We start from the raw sequence: 21,020 nt of genomic DNA, 5'->3' as shown, positions 1-21,020 counted from the left end.
GAGTATTTTTGTGAAAGACAGAAGTGTTGACTGGAAAAAAATACTGACATGGAAGCCGGGAGAAAAGCTTTTAGCGATTGGATTCTGTCTTCTGCTATTGGCAGCGCTGATCCCGCTGTTTCGACTTACGATTTATGCTGTTCCTTATTATGACGACTATAACTTTGGAAGATTTGCCAGAGCTGCCATGGAACAGGAGCAGTCGAAATGGGCGGCGATCTTGGGCGCACTGGAGTGTTCCAGAACCCAGTGGTATGCATGGCAGGGAACCTATTCTTCTATTTTTTTCATGACCTTAATGCCGGCAATCTGGGGAGAACAGTATTACTTTCTGGGACCGGTGTTCATTCTGTTATTGCTTTTGGCGGGAAGCATGGTATTTACCCACGTGATCCTGCGGAAAGTCTTCGGAATGGAGAAATGGATCAGCCTGGCGATCCAGGCGGTGATCACCACAGCACAATTTATGTTTATCTATTCCGCGCAGAGCGGTTTTTACTGGTATAACGGCGGAATTCATTATGTGGGAATGCATGGCTTAGGACTGTTGTTTCTGGCTGTGTCTATCTGCCTGGAGAGAGCAGAGGGCAGAACGGCGAAAGGACTGTTATTCACTGCATCGGTTCTGCTTGCCATGATTACGGCGGGGAGCAACTTCGTGACAGCACTTCAGGGACTGCTGTGCCTGGTGACGATCCTGCTTGTCCGTGTCGTACTGGAGCGTCGGAAATGCGGACTTTGGCTTCTCCCTGCTACGGCGGTATATATCATAGGTTTCGGACTGAATGTGGCAGCTCCCGGCAACTCCGTGCGGGCACAGAGCTATATCGGTTGGGGTTTTGGACCGTTAGAGTCCATCGGCAGATCCTTTTTGGAAGCCGTGAAACACATTCCGGAGTATACCGGTCTGGTAGTACTGACGGTGATGTTATTGTTGGTGCCCCTGATCTGGCAGGCAGTGAAAAGTACGGATTACCGGTTCCGTTATCCCGGGATCGTACTTGCCTGGTCCTTTGGCCTGTATGCCACCGGCTATACGCCAAGCCTGTATTCCCTGGGACATGCCGGCTTGTCCAGAACTCTGAATGCGGTAAAAATTACGTATTTCATGTTGTTATTTTTAAACGAGATCTACTGGTGCGGCTGGCTTAGACAGGTACTGGAAAAAAGAACAGAGAAAACCGCACAGAAGCTGCTTGCACGAAAAGGTGCTGCGGTCTGGTGGTTCTATGGGATCATCGGTGTGATGTGTCTTATGATTTTTAAGGCATCCCCCAATCAGGCGGGACATTATTCTTCTTACGGCGCTTATTATTATGTACACACCGGAGAAGCCTATAATTTCCATCAGGAGTATCTGGAGCGGGTGAAGAGATTGTCGGGCAATGCTAAGAATGTCCACCTGCCGGCATACCGGTTCCAACCCTGGTTTTTATGCATGGGGGATATTTCCGAGGATGCGAATAATGAAGCCAATCGTTCCCTGGCAATGTGGTACGGCAAAGACAGCGTAACGCTGATAAGCGAGGATTAGAAATTTATGCAGGACAAGCAGGATAAGAGAAAACTGGCGATCGAGGTCGATAATGTCCAGAAAATCTATAAACTATATGACAAGCCTTCGGATCGGATGAAGGAAGCCTTCGGCTTCGGGAAAAAGACAAAACACAAGCTGCATTATGCCCTGAAGGGTGTGGATATGAAGATCTATCAGGGGGAAACCGTGGGCATCATCGGTACCAACGGTTCCGGTAAATCCACGATCCTGAAGATCATCACCGGCGTACTGAACCCGACTTCGGGAAGAGTGCTGGTCAACGGGCGTATTTCCGCATTGCTTGAACTGGGTGCCGGGTTCAATATGGAATATAACGGCATCGAGAATGTGTATCTGAACGGTACTATGATGGGATTCTCCGAAAAAGAGATCGAGGCAAAGCTGCCGGACATTTTAAGCTTTGCAGATATCGGGGATTATGTCTATCAGCCGGTGAAGACCTATTCCAGCGGTATGTTCGTCCGTCTGGCTTTTGCTGTGGCCATTAACATCGAGCCGGAGATCCTGATCGTGGACGAAGCACTGAGTGTCGGCGATGTATTTTTCCAGGCTAAATGTTATCACAAATTCGAAGAATTCAAGAAAATGGGCAAGACCATTGTGTTCGTCAGTCATGATCTGAGCAGCATCAGCAAATACTGCGACCGCGTCTATCTGCTGAACCAGGGAAATATCCTGGGCGAGGGCAGCCCCAAAGCGATGATCGACACCTACAAGCGGGTACTGGTAGGTCAGTATGATGAATCCGAAAATGCCGGCGGAGAAGCGGGGAATCTCTTGGATGATGAAGACCTGCAGAGAGCCGCTGCGAAAAAGGCGGATGGCGCTGCTAAAGATGCCGCAGAGGTTTCCATGGAGGCGAAGGGACAGAACCCCAACGCACTGGAATACGGTACCAAACAGGCACAGATCGAGGAATTTTATATTACGGATGACAGAGGGGTTCCCACCAATGCAATCCTGAAAGGCAGCATGTTCACTATTCATATGCGCGTCCGTTTTATGGATCATATTCCGGCACCGATTTTTGCGTTTTCCGTGAAAAATGTTATCGGTGTGGAGATCACCGGCACCAATACCATGATCGAGAAAGCGTTCTTAGACAGCGTGGAACCCGGTGATGTGAAAAATGTGACTTTTACACAGAAAATGAACTTACAGGGCGGCGAGTATCTGCTGTCTCTGGGAGTGACCGGCTATAATCAGGATACCTTCGAGGTCTATCACAGACTGTATGATGCCCTGAATATTACGGTAGTATCCGATAAAAATACCGTAGGCTATTATGATATGGATTCCGATACGAAAGTATGGGATGCAGAGGAGAAATAAGGAATGACAGAGACCATCGGCAAAGTAACACTGAATCTGGATAAGTATCCCGGAGAGGATTATTATTGCGACGGCAGTGTGGAGGACGAGATCTTAGAGATCGTGAAAAAATACAGTACCGTGGAATATGACCGGATCATTGCGGAGAGAAAAAAATGGCCGGTATTATATCATCTGTCTGCCCTGCGGGAAAATATCGTGGATTTCCTTCCTATGAAAAAAACGGATAAGGTGTTGGAGGTCGGCAGCGGCTGCGGAGCCATTACGGGAGCACTGTCGAAAAAAGCAGGCCGGGTGACCTGTGTGGATCTCTCGAAGAAGCGCAGCCTGATCAATGCCTACCGCCATAGTGACTGTGAGAATGTGACGATCCATGTGGGCAATTTTACAGATGTGGAGCCGGATCTGCCTACCGATTACGATTATATCTGTCTGATCGGTGTCTTCGAGTATGGGCAGGCTTACATAGGCGGTAAGACGCCTTATGAGGATTTCCTGAAGATTCTGCAAAAGCACCTGGCGAAGGAGGGCAGGATCGTCATTGCCATTGAGAATAAATACGGTCTGAAATATTTCGCCGGCTGTAAGGAAGATCATCTGGGAGACTGGTTCTCCGGAATCGAAAATTATCCGAATGGCGGTGTGGTGCGTACCTTTTCCCGGAAAAAACTGGAGAAAATATTCGATGCCTGTGGCGTGGGGGAGCGGAGTTTCTATTATCCGTATCCCGATTATAAATTTATGACCACGGTCTATTCCGACGCGTATCTTCCGGGACGGGGAGAACTGTCCAATAATCTGCGGAATTTTGACCGTGACAGAATGTTGTTATTTGATGAAAAAAGTGCCTTTGACGGCATCGTGGAAGAGGGGCTGTTCTCTGTATTTTCCAACTCTTACATGGCAATCATCGGTAAGCCACTGGAACTGAAATATGCAAGATATTCCAACGATCGTGCGGAAGAGTTCCGGATCCGTACTGAGATCCTTACAGATACAGAGGGGAAGAAAGCCGTTCGGAAATATCCGCTTACGACAGAAGCCGAAGCCCATGTGCGTCACATGGCGGAAGCATACGAAAAATTAAAAAAGCGCTACGCCGGAAGCCGGCTGGATGTTAATACCTGCCATCTGGGCGAAGAGGAGGGCGCCATTTACGCGGAATTTGAGTTCGTACCCGGAAGACCTCTGTCGGAGCTGATGGACGAGTGTCTGGACAGACAGGATGTAGAGGGATTCCATGAACTGTTTGCGGAGTATCTGGAGAGAGTAAGCTACGGGGAGGATGTTCCGGTAGCGGATTTTGATCTGATCTTTGCCAATATTCTGGTGGATGGGGATCACTGGACGCTGATTGATTACGAGTGGACCTTTGACCGCGTCATAGATACAAAAGCATTGGCGTTTCGGGCAATTTACTGTTATGTTCTGGAGGACGAAAGACGCAATGCGTTGGAACTGGACCGGATCTTAGACCGTCTGGGCATCACGGAAAATGAGGCAAGACAGTACAGAGAGCAGGAGAGCTCCTTCCAGAAATATGTCACCGGACAGAAATTGTCGATGGGCGAGATCCGGAACCTCTTAGGCGGCGAAATCTATAAACCCACCGAATGGATCGGGCGTTTCCGTCAGTCGGAGGGAGAACTGAGAGTACAGATCTACGAAGACAAGGGACAGGGATTTTCTGAGGAAAATTCTTATTTCCCGGAGAATGTCTATGCAGAGGAAAAGCTGGCGTTCTTCACGGTGCATTTTGACGGCAATGTGCATTCCCTACGGATAGATCCCGCCATGTGTTCCTGCATGTGCAAGGTGCGGGAGCTTACATTGAACGGACAGCCGGTACCACTGCAGGAGAAAAAGGTATTTTTCACCAACGGAAAAATAGTAAAATCCGCAGACGGTGCGGAGTATCCCAGCATTGTATTCCCCACGGAGGATCCGAATATGACCGTTCGTGTGGATGCCCTGAACCGTCAGGCGGACAACAGTTTATCTGTAAAAATGGAGATCGTGCCGATTCCTCCTGCCATGGCACAGGATATGGCGGGGGCAGTGAAAAAATTTTTCTAAGGAGACGTAAAGCTTGGGCATTCGGACCGCAGTAAAGCAGATACTTGTCAGACAACAGGATAAAAAATATGAAGCTGAGTTAAGCCGGCTTCGGGTGACTTACGAACAGTGGGCATCGGAGCAGGACCGGGAAATCGCGGAACCCCGGGAAATCGCGGAACTTGTGGAATTCGTCATTTTCCGACAGGCGGCGGGACGGCTGGCAGATAATGCGACAGAGTGGATCAACGCGTATTTTGCAAGGCATCCGGAAGCAGAAATCGTCTACGGTGATGAAGACCTGATGAATGAGAAGGGAGAGCGTTGCATTCCCTGGTACAAACCCTGTTGGTCACCGGATCTGTACAGAGCCTTTTTCTATGTGGGAAGTGTCGTTGCGGTACGGAGCAGTCTACTGCAGAGAATGGGAGAAAATCCGGTCGTGACGGAGAACGAGAGCACCGGAAAGGAAATTCTTTTTACAGATGCCGGAGAGATCCGGTCGCTGATGGATCGCCTGTTTTTGGGAGCCGGAGGGTTCGAGAGAGATTGCCATTCCATCGGTCATATGGAAACCGTGTTGTTCCATGGAACTTTTTCTGCAGACGGAATAGGAATCCAGGGACCAGATGCACGTGCAGACCGGGACAGCCGGGAGTGCACTCCCTGGGAAAATTACCAGCAGACGAAGGAGTCACCGCAGCTGGCGGTGGAACTGGCCTCCAGGGCGGCGGAAGGTGCCAAAGAGTTGTTCGCAGGAGAGCTTAAAGTCTCGGTGATCATTCCCTCCAAAGATAATCCGGAGATACTGGAGAAGTGCCTGCGTTCCCTAACGAGAAGGTCTGAGAGCAGGATCCCTGTTGAAATTTTGCTGGTGGATAACGGAAGCAGTGCGGGAAATAAGCAAAAAACGGAAGAACTGATCGGACGGATCCGGGAAGGTGGTGTCCCTGTCCGTTATATTTATGAACCGGCGGAATTTAATTTTTCAGCGATGTGCAACCGGGGAGCTGAACTGGCAGAAGGAAAGTTTTTGCTGTTTTTAAATGATGATATAGAAGTGTGCGGCAATGACTGGCTGGACAAAATGGTGATCCGCGCCATGCAGCCTTATGTGGGAAGCGTGGGACTAAAGCTGTATTATCCGGATTCTGTGAAAATACAACACGACGGTATTGTCAATCTGCCGGTGGGACCGGTGCATAAGCTCCAGTTCATGGAAGACGATAAGTCTTATTATTTTGGCAGAAATTGCTTTGATCTGAATTGCGTGGCAGTGACGGGTGCCTGTCTGCTGATAAGGACAGAGGTGTTCCGGGAGACGGGTGGATTCCGTGAGGCACTGCGGGTGGCCTATAATGATGTGGATCTGGGTTTTCGTCTGGTGGAGATGGGATATTTTAATGTTGTGCTGAATGACTGTTTTGCGTATCATCATGAATCCCTGAGCCGCGGAAGCGACGAAAGTCCAGAGAAAATGCGACGCCTGACGGAAGAGAGAGAACTGCTTTACCAGATGCATCCTCAGTTCCGCGGAGTGGATCCTTTTTACCCTATGGGACTGAACCGGGAAGGATTGGACAGTCGTGTGGTTCCGGCATATCTTACGGACCGGAATCTTTTACAGGAGCCGGCATGGCAATGTGAGAGCAGGCAGGAGCTTCTGGAAAATGCAAGACAGGATGACTGCCTGATGGCACGGGTGGAAACCGCAGGACCGGAGCGGATCCAGGGGTACAGTGTGATCCTGGGAGACGATAACGCATGTTATGATAAATTTTTAGTATTGTTTCCCGAAGATACGCAGGGACAGCGGGAGGCGGACCGGAAGGCATGGACCATGAATATTTTACCAGCATATAGGCAGGAACTGGAGGAGAATCTTCCGGACCAGAAAAATGTGGCCCTGGGAGGTTTCTGCGTCAGCCGCGCCGGGGAACATCTTCCTGTAGGAACTTATCATATTGCAGTGCTGGCTGTGAACCGTGTCAGCAAGCTGCGATTGTGGAATGATACGGGGAAATATATGGTAGTGGAAAAATCTGCACCGGAAGAATAGAACAGGATATGCTGCTGCAGAAATGTAAGTGAATGCGAAAACATGTCGCGGAGGAAACTATGTCAGAGAACAATACAGAGATAAATTATAAGGAAGCCTACGAGAGGGAGCACGAGAAATGTGCGGACCTGGCAGATAAGATCGTAGTGCTGGAATCGGAAAAAGAGGACCTGCAGTTCAAACTGGACCGGATCAAAAAGAATAAATTCTGGAAAGCCACAGGTCCGGCGAGAAGCCTGATCCATTTCGCACAGAGACAGAAGGATCGCTTGTCCCATTGCGGCGGACCGAAGGATATCCTGCGTAAGCTCCGCAACAAGACCCGCCAGAAGAGTCTGATGGAGTCCTACGGAACCGGAAGCTTTCCTGATGCGGAGCAGCGGAAAAAGGAAGAAGAGACGATATTCCCTTATATGCCGAAGATCAGTATTCTCGTTCCCCTGTGGAACAATAAGAGAGAGTTCCAGATCCAGATGTTGGACTGCGTCATGAACCAGACGTATCCCAACTGGGAACTGTGTCTGGCGGACGGTTCCGACGCGGAGCACTCCTATATCGAGGAACTCTGCAAGGAGTACGCGGCGAAGGCGAATGGTCGTATTGTCTATAAGCACCTGGATCATAACGGCGGTATCTCCTATAACACCAACGAATGCTACAAGCTGGCTACCGGAGATTATATCGGACTGTTTGACCAGGATGATATTTTACATCCTTCCGTATTGTATGCGTATGTGAAGGAGATCAATGAGCAGGGAGCGGATTATCTCTATTGTGATGAGACTACATTCAAAGAAAACGACATTAACAAGATGCTGACCATGCATTTTAAGCCGGACTATGCACCGGACAATCTGCGGGCAAATAATTATATCTGCCATTTCAGCGTCTTTTCCAGAAAGCTGTTAGAGGGAGAGGAACTGTTCCGTACCGCATTTGATGGTGCCCAGGATCACGATATGATCCTGCGTCTCACCGACAGAGCGGAAAAGATCGTTCATGTTCCAAGACTGATGTACTACTGGAGAAGTCATGAGGGCAGTACTGCAGCCAGCATTGACGCGAAACCTTATGCCATTGAGGCGGCAAAGGGGGCTGTGGCGGATCATCTGAAAAAGCATGGCTTTAAGCATTTTCAGATTACCAGTACCAGGGCCTGTGCCACGATTTTCCGTATTCGTTATCAGATTCTGGGAGATCCGAAGATCTCCATCGTGATCGCCAATAAGGATCACGTTGAGGATCTGAAACGCTGTATCACTTCAATTCAGAAGAACAGTACCTGGAGTAATATAGAGATCATTGTGGTGGAGAACAACAGTACCACACCCGAGATCCGGGACTATTATTCCCAACTGTTAGGACTGTCCGGTGACGATTCTTATGAAGAAAGATGCAAGCTGCATACAGTCTGCGGCCATGACGGCGGTATCCTGCACAGTGAGGACGGGCGCATTTCTGTAGTGACCTATCATGGAGATTTTAATTATTCCGCAGTAAACAATCTGGGCGTATCCTATGCTTCCGGGGAATATATCCTGTTACTGAATAACGATACGGAGGTTATCACGGCCAACTGGATGGAAGAGATGCTGATGTATGCCCAGAGAGAGGATGTGGGTGCCGTAGGTGCCAAGCTGTATTATGCGGACAAGACGATCCAGCATGCCGGTGTGGTCATCGGACTGGGAGCACACCGTACCGCAGGACATACCCATTACCGTATTCCGGTACAGAACCTGGGCTACATGGGACGTCTGTGTTATACCCAGAACGTTACAGCTGTGACCGGTGCCTGCCTGTTAGTGAAAAAGAGTCTGTATGAACAGGTGAGTGGCCTGGATGAGAGCTTTGTGATCTCCTTAAATGATGTTGATTTCTGCCTGAAATTGCGTAAACTGGGACTTTTGAATGTGTGGACTCCTTTTGCGGAGCTGTATCATTACGAATCTATCTCCAGAGGACTGGACGATCAGGGGGAGAAAGCCGAGCGCTACAACAAAGAATCCGAGCATTTCCGTGAAAAATGGAAGGCCGAACTGGAAGCGGGAGATCCATATTACAATCCGAATTTCTCCCTTGACCGCAGCGATTACGCACTGAAGGATCCGGCAGTTAGCTGACATTAAATAGTTCTTTTCAGTAGAGGGAATCTATGGTAAAATATCACCGGAGAGCGTTTACTGAAGATATGGAAAGATATTGAAAGATAGCGATAAAGCAGGAGGATAGGAAAATGAGTTATATGGACGAACTGAATTTCTGGTTAAATGATGATTATTTTGACCAGAAGACCAAGGATGAACTTCTGGCAATCCGTAACAATGAAGCAGAAGTGGAAGATCGTTTTTACAAGGAACTGGAATTCGGTACCGGCGGCTTACGTGGTGTGATCGGTGCGGGAACCAACCGTATGAATGTATATACCGTTCGTAAGGCAACTCAGGGTCTTGCCAATTATATTATCAAGCGCGGTACACAGAGTAAGGGTGTGGCAATTGCATTCGACTCCCGCCGCATGTCTCCCGAGTTTTCTGATGAGGCAGCAAGATGTCTGGCAGCCAACGGCATCAAGGCATACATTTTTGAATCTTTAAGACCTACCCCGGAACTGTCCTTTGCCCTTCGGACGTTAGGATGCACCGCAGGTATTGTGGTGACCGCCAGTCACAACCCTCCTGAGTACAACGGCTATAAGGTATACTGGGAGGACGGCGCACAGGTAACCGCTCCTATCGATAAGGACATCATTACCGAAGTACAGTCTATCAAGGATTATCATACCGTGAAGACCATGAGCAGAGAGGATGCTGTGGCAGCAGGACTCTATGAAGTGATCGGCAAAGAGATCGATGATAAGTACATGGCAGAGCTGAAGAAGCAGATCATTCATCCCGATGTTATCAAGGAAATGGCAGATGACATCAAGATCGTATATACTCCGTTATGCGGTACCGGTAACAAGCCGGTAAGACGTATCCTGTCCGAGTTAGGCTTCAAGCATGTCTATGTGGTTCCCGAGCAGGAGAATCCGGACCCGAACTTTACCACACTGGATTATCCGAACCCCGAGGATCCCAAGGCATTTACCTATGCTTTACGTCTGGCGAAGGAGAAGGATGCAGACATCGTTCTGGCAACCGATCCCGATGCAGACCGTCTGGGTGTCTATGCAAAAGATACTAAGACCGGCGAGTATGTGGCATTTACCGGTAATATGTCCGGCATGCTGATCGCAGAATATATCTTAAGAGAGAAGACCGCAACCGGTACCATGCCCGAGAATCCTGCCCTGGTAACCACCATCGTTACCACTAACATGACCAAGCCTATTACACAGACTTACGGTGTAAAGCTGATCGAGGTACTGACCGGATTCAAGTTCATTGGCGAGCAGATCAAGCTCTTCGAGCAGACCGGCAGCAACAACTATGTATTTGGGCTGGAAGAGAGCTACGGCTGTCTGGCAGGTACCCACGCAAGAGATAAGGATGCTATTGTAGCGGTAATGTGTCTGTGCGAAGTAGCAGCTTACTGCAAGAAGCATGGCATGACTCTGTGGGATATGATGGTATCCATGTATGAGAAGTACGGTTACTTCAAGGAGACCCAGTACACCATCACCATGAAGGGTATCGACGGTGCAAGACAGATCGCCGAGATCATGGAGAAGCTTCGTAAGAATCCTCCTAAGGCATTCGGAGATCTGAAGGTAGAGAAGTTCCGCGATTACCAGAACGATGTCATCATTGACATGGAGACCGGCGAGAAGACCACCACAGGGCTTCCCAAGTCCAATGTTCTGTACTTCGAGCTTCCCGATAATGCATGGTGCTGTGCACGTCCTTCCGGAACCGAGCCCAAGATCAAGTTCTACATGGGTGTCAAGGGAACCAGCTTAGAGGATGCACAGGCTAAGGTAGAGAAGCTGACCGAGGATGTAAAGGCAGTATTATAAGTGAGAATTTTATAAATTAGTATAGTCTTTTAAGAGCGAATCGTCCGGACAGGACGATTTGCTCTTTTGCGGCAACAGCAGAGCAGTGTAAATAGTATTGCATATACGTCGAACGCTTGCGTTCGTAAGAATATACAATACTATTTATAGGGCGAGATAACCAACATGAGCAAAAGGAAAGCTCGTAAGAGCGATTTTGCGAATGGTGGCTGCTGTTGCTATTTCTAAAAACTCGGAGGTATCTGTGGCAAAGCTAAACAAGGCAAACCTTAAGAAAACTCTATATTATCTGCAACGTAACGGCCTGAGGGAAACCTGGATCTCTGTGAGGGAGCGCCTGACAGAGACAGACCGCTATTTTTTTGTGCCCTGTTCGGAAGAGGAACTGGAAAAGCAGAGTGACAGAAAATGGGACAATCCCATTACCTTTAGCATTTTGGTACCACTGTACCGGACTCCGGAGACCTATCTGAAACGAATGATAACAAGCATTATGGTACAGAGTTATCCCCACTGGGAACTGATCCTGGCGGATGCAACAGAGGATCGTAGTGTGGAGGAGACACTGATGCAGCAGGGATTCCTGAAGGAGCAGCCGACGGATGGGGAGACAGAACCTGTCGCAGCAGATCCCAGGATCCGCTATGTGCATCTGAAAGAAAATGCGGGAATTGCTGCCAATACCAATCAGGCACTTCCCTATGCGAAGGGAGCGTACATCGGGCTGCTGGATCATGATGATGTATTGACACCGGATGCGTTGTACGAAATGGCAGACGCGGTCACCAAAGCATATGACAGAGGTGTCAAAGTCACCTTCGCCTATTCGGATGAGGATAAGTGCGACGGAAAAGAGACAAGATACTATGATCCGAATCATAAAGAAAACTTTAATTACGATTTAATTCTGAGCAATAACTATATCTGTCATTTTCTGGTCATGGATGCGGAACTGATGAAGAGACTGCAATTCCGACCGGAATGTGACGGCGCCCAGGACTATGACTTGGTGTTACGGGCTGTGGCAGAAGTGCTGACGACGGACGGGCAGGCCGGGGAGAAGAGCATTCTTCATATCCCCAAAGTGTTGTATCACTGGAGATGCCACGAGGCATCTACGGCAGCCAATCCCCACAGCAAAAAATACGCTTACGAGGCGGGCCTTCGGGCTCTGCGGGATCATGCCGCACTGCGGGGGATCCCTGCGACTGCCTGTGAGACCAGGCATGTGGGATTTTATCGTTTACAGTATACAGACGTATTACAGAACCGCGCGGATGTGGCAGCCGTGGGGGGCAGAGTATTGTCCGGGAAGACTGGCAAGATCATCGGCGGCAGAATGACTGCGGAGGGAAAGGTGTTCTACGAGGGGCTGTGGCAGGGATTCGGAGGATATCTTCACAGAGCGGAATTGTCCCAGGATGCGCAGGCGCTGGATCTTCGCTGTATTCGTATTCAGCCTTCCTGCCAGGAAGTATTCGAGAAAATTGTGGGAGTTCCGTATACTGAGATACGAAGGCACCCGGGAGAGCAACCGGTATTCGATGTAACTGTACTGCCGGCAGGAGTGGACATCCGAACCTTAAGTCTGCGATTGTCCGAAGCATTACGGCAACAGGGAAGATTGCTTTATCTGCCGGAATATCCGGGGGAGTGTAAGACATTATGAGTGAAATAACAGTTGTTATACCAAATTACAACGGAATGAAATATCTGCCGGAGTGCATGACCTCTCTGTGTGAGAGACAGGAGAACGCTCCGGAATACGAAGTGCTGATCATCGATAATGCCTCCGTGGACGGAAGTGTGGAATATCTGGAGAAGGAATGGTGCAGGAAGTCGGGAGTAAGAGTGCACCTGATCCCGATGTCTGAAAACACCGGCTTCTGCCATGCAGTGAATCTGGGAATCCGTAAGGCACAGAGTCCCTATGTGATTCTGTTAAATAATGATACCAAAGTCGAATCGGGATTTCTGAGGGGATTGTACGATGCCATCCGTGAGAACGAGAGGATATTTTCCGTCAGTGCGAAGATGCTCATGTGGGATAAGCCGGAGCTTATCGATGATGCCGGGGATCGTTACTGCGTCCTGGGATGGGCGTATTCCCGCGGAAAAGGACGCCCGGCAGACAAATACGAAAAAAATGTCAGCGTATTTTCCGCCTGTGGAGGAGCAGCAATTTACAGACGTTCCGTATTTGAAGAGATCGGTTATTTTGATGAAAACCATTTTGCCTATCTGGAGGACCTGGATATCGGTTACCGCGCCCGGATCTACGGTTATGAGAACCGGTACGAGCCTGCGGCAGCTGTACTGCACTATGGCAGTGCATCCACTGGGTCCCGGTATAATATGCGGAAGACAGAACTGTCCTCTGCTAATAATGTCTGTGTCATCGGGAAAAACATGCCGCTTTTTCAGTGGATCCTGAATCTGCCATTTTTTTTGCTTGGATTTGGCATAAAATTTCTGTTTTTTTGCAAGAAGAGAATGGGAAAACTATACCTGAAGGGATTGCTGAATGGTCTGAAGAGATCTGTCGGACCTGTGGGAAAGCAGACGAAAGTGCGCTTTCAATGGAGTCATCTGTGGAACTATGTGAAGATCCAGTGGCAGCTGTACCTGAACATTTTTCGAATTCTTATGAAATCTTAAGAATTTGCTTCATAAATTCTTAAGTTGAGAAAAAAACACTGTTATTGTAGAATGAAATCGTTAAAAAGAAGCTTTTCAGACTTACAGATTGGGTGACCTATATGATAAAAGACAACCAGAAAGTCTTTAACAGGCTTCTTGTGATAATAGATGCGCTGATCACAGCAGCATCCTTTGTCCTTGCCTATTATATCAAATTTTATATATTGAATGACGGTCCGGGGATCGGTGTCCTGCCGATTCAGGATTACTACATGCTGCTTCCCTTTATTGTACCCGGGTATATGTTCCTGTATTACCGGTGCAACGTGTATTCTCCGAAGCGAACCGTCCGCCGCAGACATGAGATATACAGCATTCTGCAGGCAAATACCATTGGCCTGGCGGCTTTGATCATTATCCTGTATATGATCATCCGTGAGATCAACTTTTCACGATCCGTCATGGCGATTTTTTATGTCCTGAATGTGTTTCTGACTTCCGTATTCCGTATTTTCATGCGCAAAGCCTTACGGTCTATGCGTAAAAAGGGATACAACCTGAAGCATATTTTGCTGGTGGGGTATTCCAGAGCAGCGGAGGAATATATCGACCGGATACTTGCGAATCCTCAATGGGGATATGTGGTGTGCGGTATTCTGGATGAACACATCCCGGGAGGCACCACCTACAAAGGGGTAAAAGTCTTGGGAACACTTGGCAATCTGGAATACATTCTGCCGGAAAACAAGCTGGATGAGATCGCTATTACATTGTCTTTGAAGGATTACGATTATCTGGAGGGTGTGGTAGACATCTGTGAGAAGTCCGGTGTGCACACGAAATTCATTCCGGATTACAGCAGTCTGATCCCCAGCAGACCTTATACAGAGGACCTGATGGGACTGCCTGTGATCAATATCCGTTATGTGCCCCTGACGAATACCGGTAACATGATGATCAAACGGGCAATGGATATTGTCGGTTCCATCTTCGGTATTATCATTACTTCACCGATCATGTTACTTTCGGCTATATTGGTAAAACTATCCAGTCCCGGACCTGTGATCTTCAAGCAGGAACGGGTAGGACTTCATAATAAGTCGTTTTACATGTATAAATTTCGCAGTATGGCAATGCAGTCGGCGGCGGAAGAGAAAAAGGGTTGGACAGTGCGGAACGATCCGCGTGTCACGGGAATCGGCAAGATTTTACGGCGTACCAGTATTGACGAGCTTCCGCAGCTGTTTAATATCCTTAAGGGAGATATGAGTCTGGTGGGACCGAGACCGGAACGCCCCCAGTTCGTGGAGAAGTTCAAGGAAGAGATTCCCCGTTACATGGTAAAACATCAGGTAAGACCGGGGTTGACCGGCTGGGCACAGGTGAATGGTCTGCGCGGCGATTCCTCCATCAAGAAGAGGATCGAATACGATATTTATTATATTGAGAACTGGACAGTAGGGTTTGACATTAAGATTATTCTGATGACCTTCTTCACCGGATTCATCAATAAAAATGCTTATTAAATATTTACGAATGCAAGGAGAAAACAAGATGGCAACAAATTCTAACAATCATGGCGGCAATGGTCAGAGACCTGCCGGAAGCGGAAGAAGACCTTCCGGAAATGGACAGAGACCTGCGGGACAGAGACCTGCGGGACAGAGACCTTCCGGATCGAGACCTGCCGGCAGCAGTTACGGACAAAAGAGAGCATCCGCGAAGCAGCGTGCAGCCAAGAAGAGAAGAAAAGTTATCATCTTTGGCATAGAGATCGTAGTGATCCTGGTCATGGTAGCAGTACTGTATCTGGTAATGACACATACCAATAATGAAGGCCCGAAATTCACTGTCTTAGAGACCGAAGAACTCCGGATTCCCGAAGAAGTACAGCAGGACGAGACCATGAAGGGCTATATGAACATCGCATTGTTCGGCGTAGATGCGACTAAGGAAAGCCAGTTGTACAAGGGCAGCCGAAGCGACAGCGTTATGATCGCCAGTGTTAATATGGATACCGGTGATATCAAGCTGGTCAGCGTATATCGTGATACCTACCTGAATATCGGTACCGATTCTTATCAGAAAGCTAACGCAGCTTACTCCTACGGCGGAGCGGAGCAGGCAGTTAAGATGCTGAACATGAACCTGGATATGGATATTACGAATTTTGTAACCGTAGGATATAAGGGACTGAGCGAAGTTATCGATGGTCTGGGCGGTATCTATATTGATGTGGACTCCGAGGAGATCAAGCATATCAATAACTATCAGATCGGTATTGCAGAAGTACTGAAGTGCGACTATACACCGGTAACCGAGACCGGAACGCAGCTGTTGAACGGTCTGCAGGCTACTGCTTACTGCCGTATCCGTTATACCGCAGGTAACGATTTCAAGCGTGCTGCCCGTCAGCGTGAGGTCATTCAGGCAATTGAAGATCAGGCGAAGAAAGCAGATTACGCAACACTTTCCAAGGTATTCAATAATGCGATCGATGATATCTACACCAGCCTGGATTCCAAGGATATCCTGGATCTGTTAAGCAATATTGCAAATTATCGTATTGTGGATGAGGGAGGTTTCCCCGAGGAGACCATGCGTGACACCGGAAACATCGGTGCTAAGGGAAGCTGTGTTATCCCTGTGGATCTGGAGAGCAATGTAGTATGGCTCCATCAGTTCCTGTTTGATGATGCGAACTATACTGTTACCGACAGTGTAAAGGAATACAGCAGAAAGATTAATGCAGACACATCACCGTACCTGAATAAATAAGCGAACTGGAATACAAGGGAGTCTTCCGAATAGATCGGGGCTCCCTTCTGTTTTAGAAAAAAACTTGTGTAACCGACTGCGATAAAGTATAATAAACCAGAGATTGGAAAGTAAGGAGCGCTCTGTCATGGAGATCGATGTGGTTATTCCTCTGTATAAACCGGGGAAAGAATTATTTACATTACTGGATAAGCTTGGCAGTCAGAGCGTGCCGGTACATCAGGTGATCCTCTTAAATACGGAGGAGAAGTATTTTGAACAGCTGATCTACGGAACCAGATTTTTAGAGCAGTATCAGAATATAAAAGTATATCATGTGTCCAAACGGGAATTCGACCATGGCGGAACCAGACGGATGGGCGTGAAAAAGTCTTCCGCCGATGTCTTTGTCATGATGACGCAGGATGCCATGCCGGTAGATAATAAGCTGATAGAAAATCTTATCGAACCTCTGCAGGGCAGCACCGCAGTATCCTATGCCAGACAGCTGCCGAGAAAAGATTCCACACCGGTAGAAAGCTATACCAGAGAATTCAATTATCCGGACAGATCCCGGATCAAATCCGCGGAGGATCTTAAGACCCTGGGTATCAAGACTTTTTTCTGCTCTAATGTGTGTGCGGCATATCGCAGGGAGATTTATGAGGAACTGGGCGGATTTGTCAGACATACCATATTTAATGAAGACATGATCTACGCGGCGAAGGCAGTGGAAGCCGGCTATTCGATCGCTTATGCGGCGGATGCTGAGGTTGTACACTCCCATAACTATACCAATGGGCAGCAGTTCCATAGGAATTTCGATCTGGGGGTATCCCAGGCAGAGCACCCGGAAGTGTTTGCGGCGTATCCTTCGGAATCCGAAGGAAAACGGATGGTGAAAGATGTGACGGCATATCTGCGGGAACAACATATGACCGCAAAATTGCCCCATTTTTATATACAATGTGCCTGTAAATATGCAGGCTATCTATTAGGTAAGAATTATCGCAGGCTCCCGAAAAAATGGGTTCTTGCTTTTACTTCCAACAAAGAATACTGGAAACAGAACAGAAAGGATGCATGACTATGTGTGGTATCGTAGGATATATTGGAACAGAACAGGCAGCACCGATCATTTTAGACGGTCTGTCCAAACTGGAGTACCGTGGATATGATTCCGCAGGTATGGCCATTTTTGATGGTGAGAAGATCAACACCAAAAAGGCAGTGGGAAGACTGAAGGTTTTAGAGAATCTGACCCATGGCGGTGCAAATATGAAGGGAACTTCCGGCATCGGACATACCCGTTGGGCAACTCATGGCGCTCCCAGTGACATCAACTCCCATCCCCATATGAACAATGCGGGAACGATCGCCGTAGTACACAACGGAATTATCGAGAATTATATTCCCCTGAAGAAAAAGATGCAGGATAAGGGCTATCAGTTCGTATCCGAGACAGATACCGAGGTACTGGCACATCTGTTAGACTACTATTATAAAGGAAACCCCCTGGAAGCCATCACCAAAGTGCTTCACCGTGTGGAAGGATCTTATGCACTGGGAATTATGTTCGCAGACCAGCCGGATAAGATCTTTGCAGCCCGTAAGGACAGTCCTCTGATCGTAGGTAAGAGCGAAAACGGCAGCTTTATCGCTTCCGATGTTCCCGCTATTTTGAAATACACCAGAACCGTATATTATGTAGACAATCAGGAAGTCGTGGAATTACAGCGGGATGGTCTGCGTTTCTTCTCCGTAGATGAAGAAGAATTAGAAAAACAGCCGGTTACCATCGACTGGGATGCCAATGCGGCCGAGAAGGCAGGCTATGAGCACTTCATGCTGAAGGAGATCTACGAGCAGCCTAAGACCATCAACGATACCATTTCTCCCCGTATCAAGGATAATGATATCGTCATCGAAGAACTGAATATGAGTGATGAAGAGATTAAGGAGATCACAAAGATTCATATTGTGGCATGCGGTTCTGCATATCATACCGGTGTTACCGCAAAATATGTCATCGAAGGTCTGGCAAGAATCCCGGTAGAGGTGGACGTGGCAAGCGAATTCCGTTATCGAGATCCTATCCTGCAGAAGGGCAATATGGTCATCGTCATCAGCCAGTCCGGTGAGACGGCGGATACTCTGGCAGCATTACGGGAGTCCAAGGAAAAGGGCTTCAAGGTACTGGGTATCGTCAATGTCGTCGGCAGTTCCATCGCCAGAGAGGCTGACAGTGTTATGTACACCTGGGCAGGTCCCGAGATCGCCGTTGCAACGACCAAGGCTTACAGTGCACAGCTGACCGCACTTTACATGCTGGCTATGAAGTTCGCCAAGGTGCGTGGAACCGTTGATCAGGAGAAGTTCGCCGGAATGCTGGCTGACCTGAGATGTCTGCCGGATCAGATCGAACTGCTGCTGGGACAGAAGGAGAAGATCCAGCATTTCGCCAACCGTTATGTGGGCGCAAGAGATATCTTCTTCATCGGACGTGGCATTGACTATGCGATTTCCCTGGAGGGATCCCTGAAGTTAAAAGAGATCTCCTATATTCATTCCGAGGCTTATGCAGCCGGAGAACTGAAGCATGGCACCATTTCCCTGATCGAAGATGGCACCCTGGTAGTGGCATTGGCAACCCAGCCGGCTCTGTTCCAGAAGACCATCAGTAATATGGTAGAGGTAAAGGCAAGAGGTGCTTTTGTCATGGCGGTTACCATCGAGGGCAACAAGGCCATCGAGAAAGCAGCGGATTATGTGGTATACATTCCCGAGACGAATCCGTACTTTACTAATTCCCTGGCAATCATTCCTCTGCAGCTGTTTGCTTACTATGTGGCAGTGGGACGTGGCTGCGATGTAGATAAGCCCAGAAACCTGGCAAAATCCGTTACGGTTGAATAACAAGGAAAATCCGGAGAGGTGAAAACGTCTTCGGATTTTTTGATCTTTCATAATTGCTTCAGAAAGTTATCACAATTCGGTCACATTTGGTGGATATACTATGTTCATAAGGTGAGAGGAAGAAATGGAAATAGTAAAAAATTTCTCACTTACAGATAGGATAGGAGGAAACATTATGTACGAGAATGATAATTTTTCCGGTTATGAAACCGGAGATAAAAATACAACCGGTACATTCAGCGGAGTAAGCGCTGCGGGAAGTGCAAACGGTTACACCACATACCAGATGGGCGGAAGCACCGGTAGCAATACAGAACCTAAGAACCCCAAAAAGCATGGAGGTTATTTCCGGAAAGCTGTGGTAAGTGTCAGTCTGGGACTTTTCTTCGGATTGTTTGCCGGTATCGGTTTCTATGCGGTACAGCAGGGTACCGGGATGCTTAAGACCGGTACGGATACCGCAGTGGTAGATGAGGTCACTTCCGAAGCTGCAACAGAGAGCAGCCAGAGTACACCGCAGCTTGCGACCAACGTTACTTATGTAGAGTCTGATGTATCTGATGTGGTGGAGAAGGTTATGCCTGCCATGGTATCGATTGTGAATAACTTTACTGAGACAGCAAATGTCTTCGGACAGCAGTATACACAGGAAGAAGCAGCCAGCGGTTCCGGTATCATTGTAGGCAAGACGGATGATGAACTGCTGATCGTATCTAACAACCACGTAGTAGAGAGCGCAGATACGCTGACCGTTACTTTTATCGACGGCAGTGAAGCACAGGCACAAGTCAAAGGACTGGATTCCGATATGGATCTGGCAGTGATCGCAGTATCTTTAAATGATCTGAGCGATGATACCAAGAATGCCATTACCGTTGCTACTTTGGGCAGCAGTGATGACCTGAAGCTTGGTGAGCCGGTGATTGCTATCGGTAATGCTCTTGGATATGGCCAGTCCGTTACCAACGGTATCGTAAGTGCCCTGAATCGTGAGATCACTCTGGAGAACGGTGCTACCGGTACTTTCATCCAGACCAACGCAGCCATCAACCCCGGTAATTCCGGCGGTGCACTGTTGAACATGAACGGTGAGGTCATCGGTATCAACTCCAACAAGATTGGTGGTACTACCGTAGAAGGTATGGGTTATGCAATCCCTATCACTTCTGCAAGTCCCATCATTGCAGACCTGATGGAGCGTCAGACCAGAACCAAAGTAGCTGAGGATGAAGTCGGTTACATCGGCATCTCTCTGCAGGAAGTAACTTCCCAGATCTCTCAGATGTACAACATGCCGGAAGGTATCTATGTAGTATCCGTAGAGGAAGGCAGTGCAGCAGCGAATGCCGGTATCATGAAAGGTGATATCATTACCAAATTCGACGGCAGCAGCATCTCGTCCTACTCTGATCTTCAGAAGACATTACAGTACTATGCAGCCGGTGATTCCGCAACCATAACGGTACAGAGACCTCAGAACGGTGAATATGTATCTGTAGAACTGAATCTGACACTGGGCAGCAGACCTGCAGACAAAAAATAAATATAGCGGTTTTTAATCACAAAAATCGGATAGTTAGAATAATCCCCGGAAGACCAACTGGCTCTCCCGGGGATTTTGTTTAGAAAAACTTCACTTGTAGCAGTCATTCGAATTAGATATAATAAGCGTAGGCATGAGCAGTGCAAGGATCGTGGATTACGAAAACCGACTGCTTGCAGGCGGGATTACGTAAGACACGATA

Annotated in this window: 13 protein-coding genes; all 13 read left to right on the top strand. The window is 48.2% G+C overall.

Annotated features, from left to right (window positions below; translation table 11 throughout):
- Window positions 1–10: 10 nt before the first annotated feature.
- The 13 genes from ACTRDR_RS12265 to ACTRDR_RS12205 all read left to right on the top strand — a co-directional run bounded on the left by ACTRDR_RS12265 (window position 11) and on the right by ACTRDR_RS12205 (window position 20,818).
- Window positions 11–1,534 carry a DUF6056 family protein gene (locus ACTRDR_RS12265; RefSeq protein WP_440527833.1) on the top strand — a complete coding sequence of 508 codons (1,524 nt, stop codon included), beginning with the start codon at window positions 11–13 and terminating at the stop codon, window positions 1,532–1,534.
- A gap of 6 nt (window positions 1,535–1,540) precedes the next feature.
- Window positions 1,541–2,890 carry a Wzt carbohydrate-binding domain-containing protein gene (locus tag ACTRDR_RS12260; protein WP_176865945.1) on the top strand — a complete coding sequence of 450 codons (1,350 nt, stop codon included), beginning with the start codon at window positions 1,541–1,543 and terminating at the stop codon, window positions 2,888–2,890.
- Between the two features lie 3 nt (window positions 2,891–2,893).
- Complete coding sequence (locus ACTRDR_RS12255) at window positions 2,894–4,966, top strand: SAM-dependent methyltransferase (RefSeq protein WP_440527831.1); 2,073 nt, start codon at window positions 2,894–2,896, stop codon at window positions 4,964–4,966.
- Between the two features lie 13 nt (window positions 4,967–4,979).
- The gene (locus ACTRDR_RS12250) at window positions 4,980–7,004 is read left to right on the top strand and encodes a glycosyltransferase family 2 protein (RefSeq protein WP_440527829.1); all 2,025 of its coding nucleotides are present in this window, start codon (window positions 4,980–4,982) and stop codon (window positions 7,002–7,004) included.
- Between the two features lie 59 nt (window positions 7,005–7,063).
- The gene (locus ACTRDR_RS12245; RefSeq protein ID WP_440527828.1) at window positions 7,064–9,127 is read left to right on the top strand and encodes a glycosyltransferase family 2 protein; all 2,064 of its coding nucleotides are present in this window, start codon (window positions 7,064–7,066) and stop codon (window positions 9,125–9,127) included.
- A gap of 113 nt (window positions 9,128–9,240) precedes the next feature.
- A complete protein-coding gene (locus tag ACTRDR_RS12240) occupies window positions 9,241–10,962 on the top strand; it encodes a phospho-sugar mutase (protein WP_440527827.1) in 1,722 nt (573 codons plus the stop codon).
- Window positions 10,963–11,206: 244 nt separating this feature from the next.
- Complete coding sequence (locus ACTRDR_RS12235) at window positions 11,207–12,631, top strand: glycosyltransferase (RefSeq protein WP_440527825.1); 1,425 nt, start codon at window positions 11,207–11,209, stop codon at window positions 12,629–12,631.
- Window positions 12,628–13,620: a glycosyltransferase family 2 protein gene (locus tag ACTRDR_RS12230; protein ID WP_440527823.1), complete on the top strand. Its 993-nt coding sequence runs from the start codon at window positions 12,628–12,630 to the stop codon at window positions 13,618–13,620. Before ACTRDR_RS12235 ends, ACTRDR_RS12230 begins: the two co-directional genes overlap by 4 nt.
- Before the next feature lie 101 nt (window positions 13,621–13,721).
- Entirely contained in the window at window positions 13,722–15,128 is a 1,407-nt protein-coding gene (locus ACTRDR_RS12225) for an undecaprenyl-phosphate glucose phosphotransferase (RefSeq protein ID WP_440527821.1), read from the top strand.
- A 28-nt stretch (window positions 15,129–15,156) separates the two neighbouring features.
- On the top strand, window positions 15,157–16,380 hold the full coding sequence (locus ACTRDR_RS12220) for an LCP family glycopolymer transferase (RefSeq protein ID WP_440527819.1): 1,224 nt from the start codon (window positions 15,157–15,159) through the stop codon (window positions 16,378–16,380).
- Between the two features lie 127 nt (window positions 16,381–16,507).
- Window positions 16,508–17,446 (top strand): glycosyltransferase family 2 protein, encoded by a 939-nt coding sequence (locus tag ACTRDR_RS12215; protein ID WP_440527818.1) that lies wholly within the window; start codon window positions 16,508–16,510, stop codon window positions 17,444–17,446.
- 2 nt (window positions 17,447–17,448) lie between these two features.
- Window positions 17,449–19,275, top strand: a complete 1,827-nt coding sequence (gene glmS, locus ACTRDR_RS12210) for a glutamine--fructose-6-phosphate transaminase (isomerizing) (protein ID WP_176865979.1) — start codon at window positions 17,449–17,451, stop codon at window positions 19,273–19,275.
- Between the two features lie 175 nt (window positions 19,276–19,450).
- Window positions 19,451–20,818: a S1C family serine protease gene (locus ACTRDR_RS12205; RefSeq protein WP_440527816.1), complete on the top strand. Its 1,368-nt coding sequence runs from the start codon at window positions 19,451–19,453 to the stop codon at window positions 20,816–20,818.
- The last annotated feature ends 202 nt before the right edge of the window (window positions 20,819–21,020 follow it).

Origin of the sequence: Simiaoa sp., assembly GCF_051972595.1 — a bacterium.
Taxonomy (GTDB): domain Bacteria; phylum Bacillota; class Clostridia; order Lachnospirales; family Lachnospiraceae; genus Acetatifactor; species Acetatifactor hominis.
This window is presented reverse-complemented; position numbering and strand designations above follow the sequence as displayed.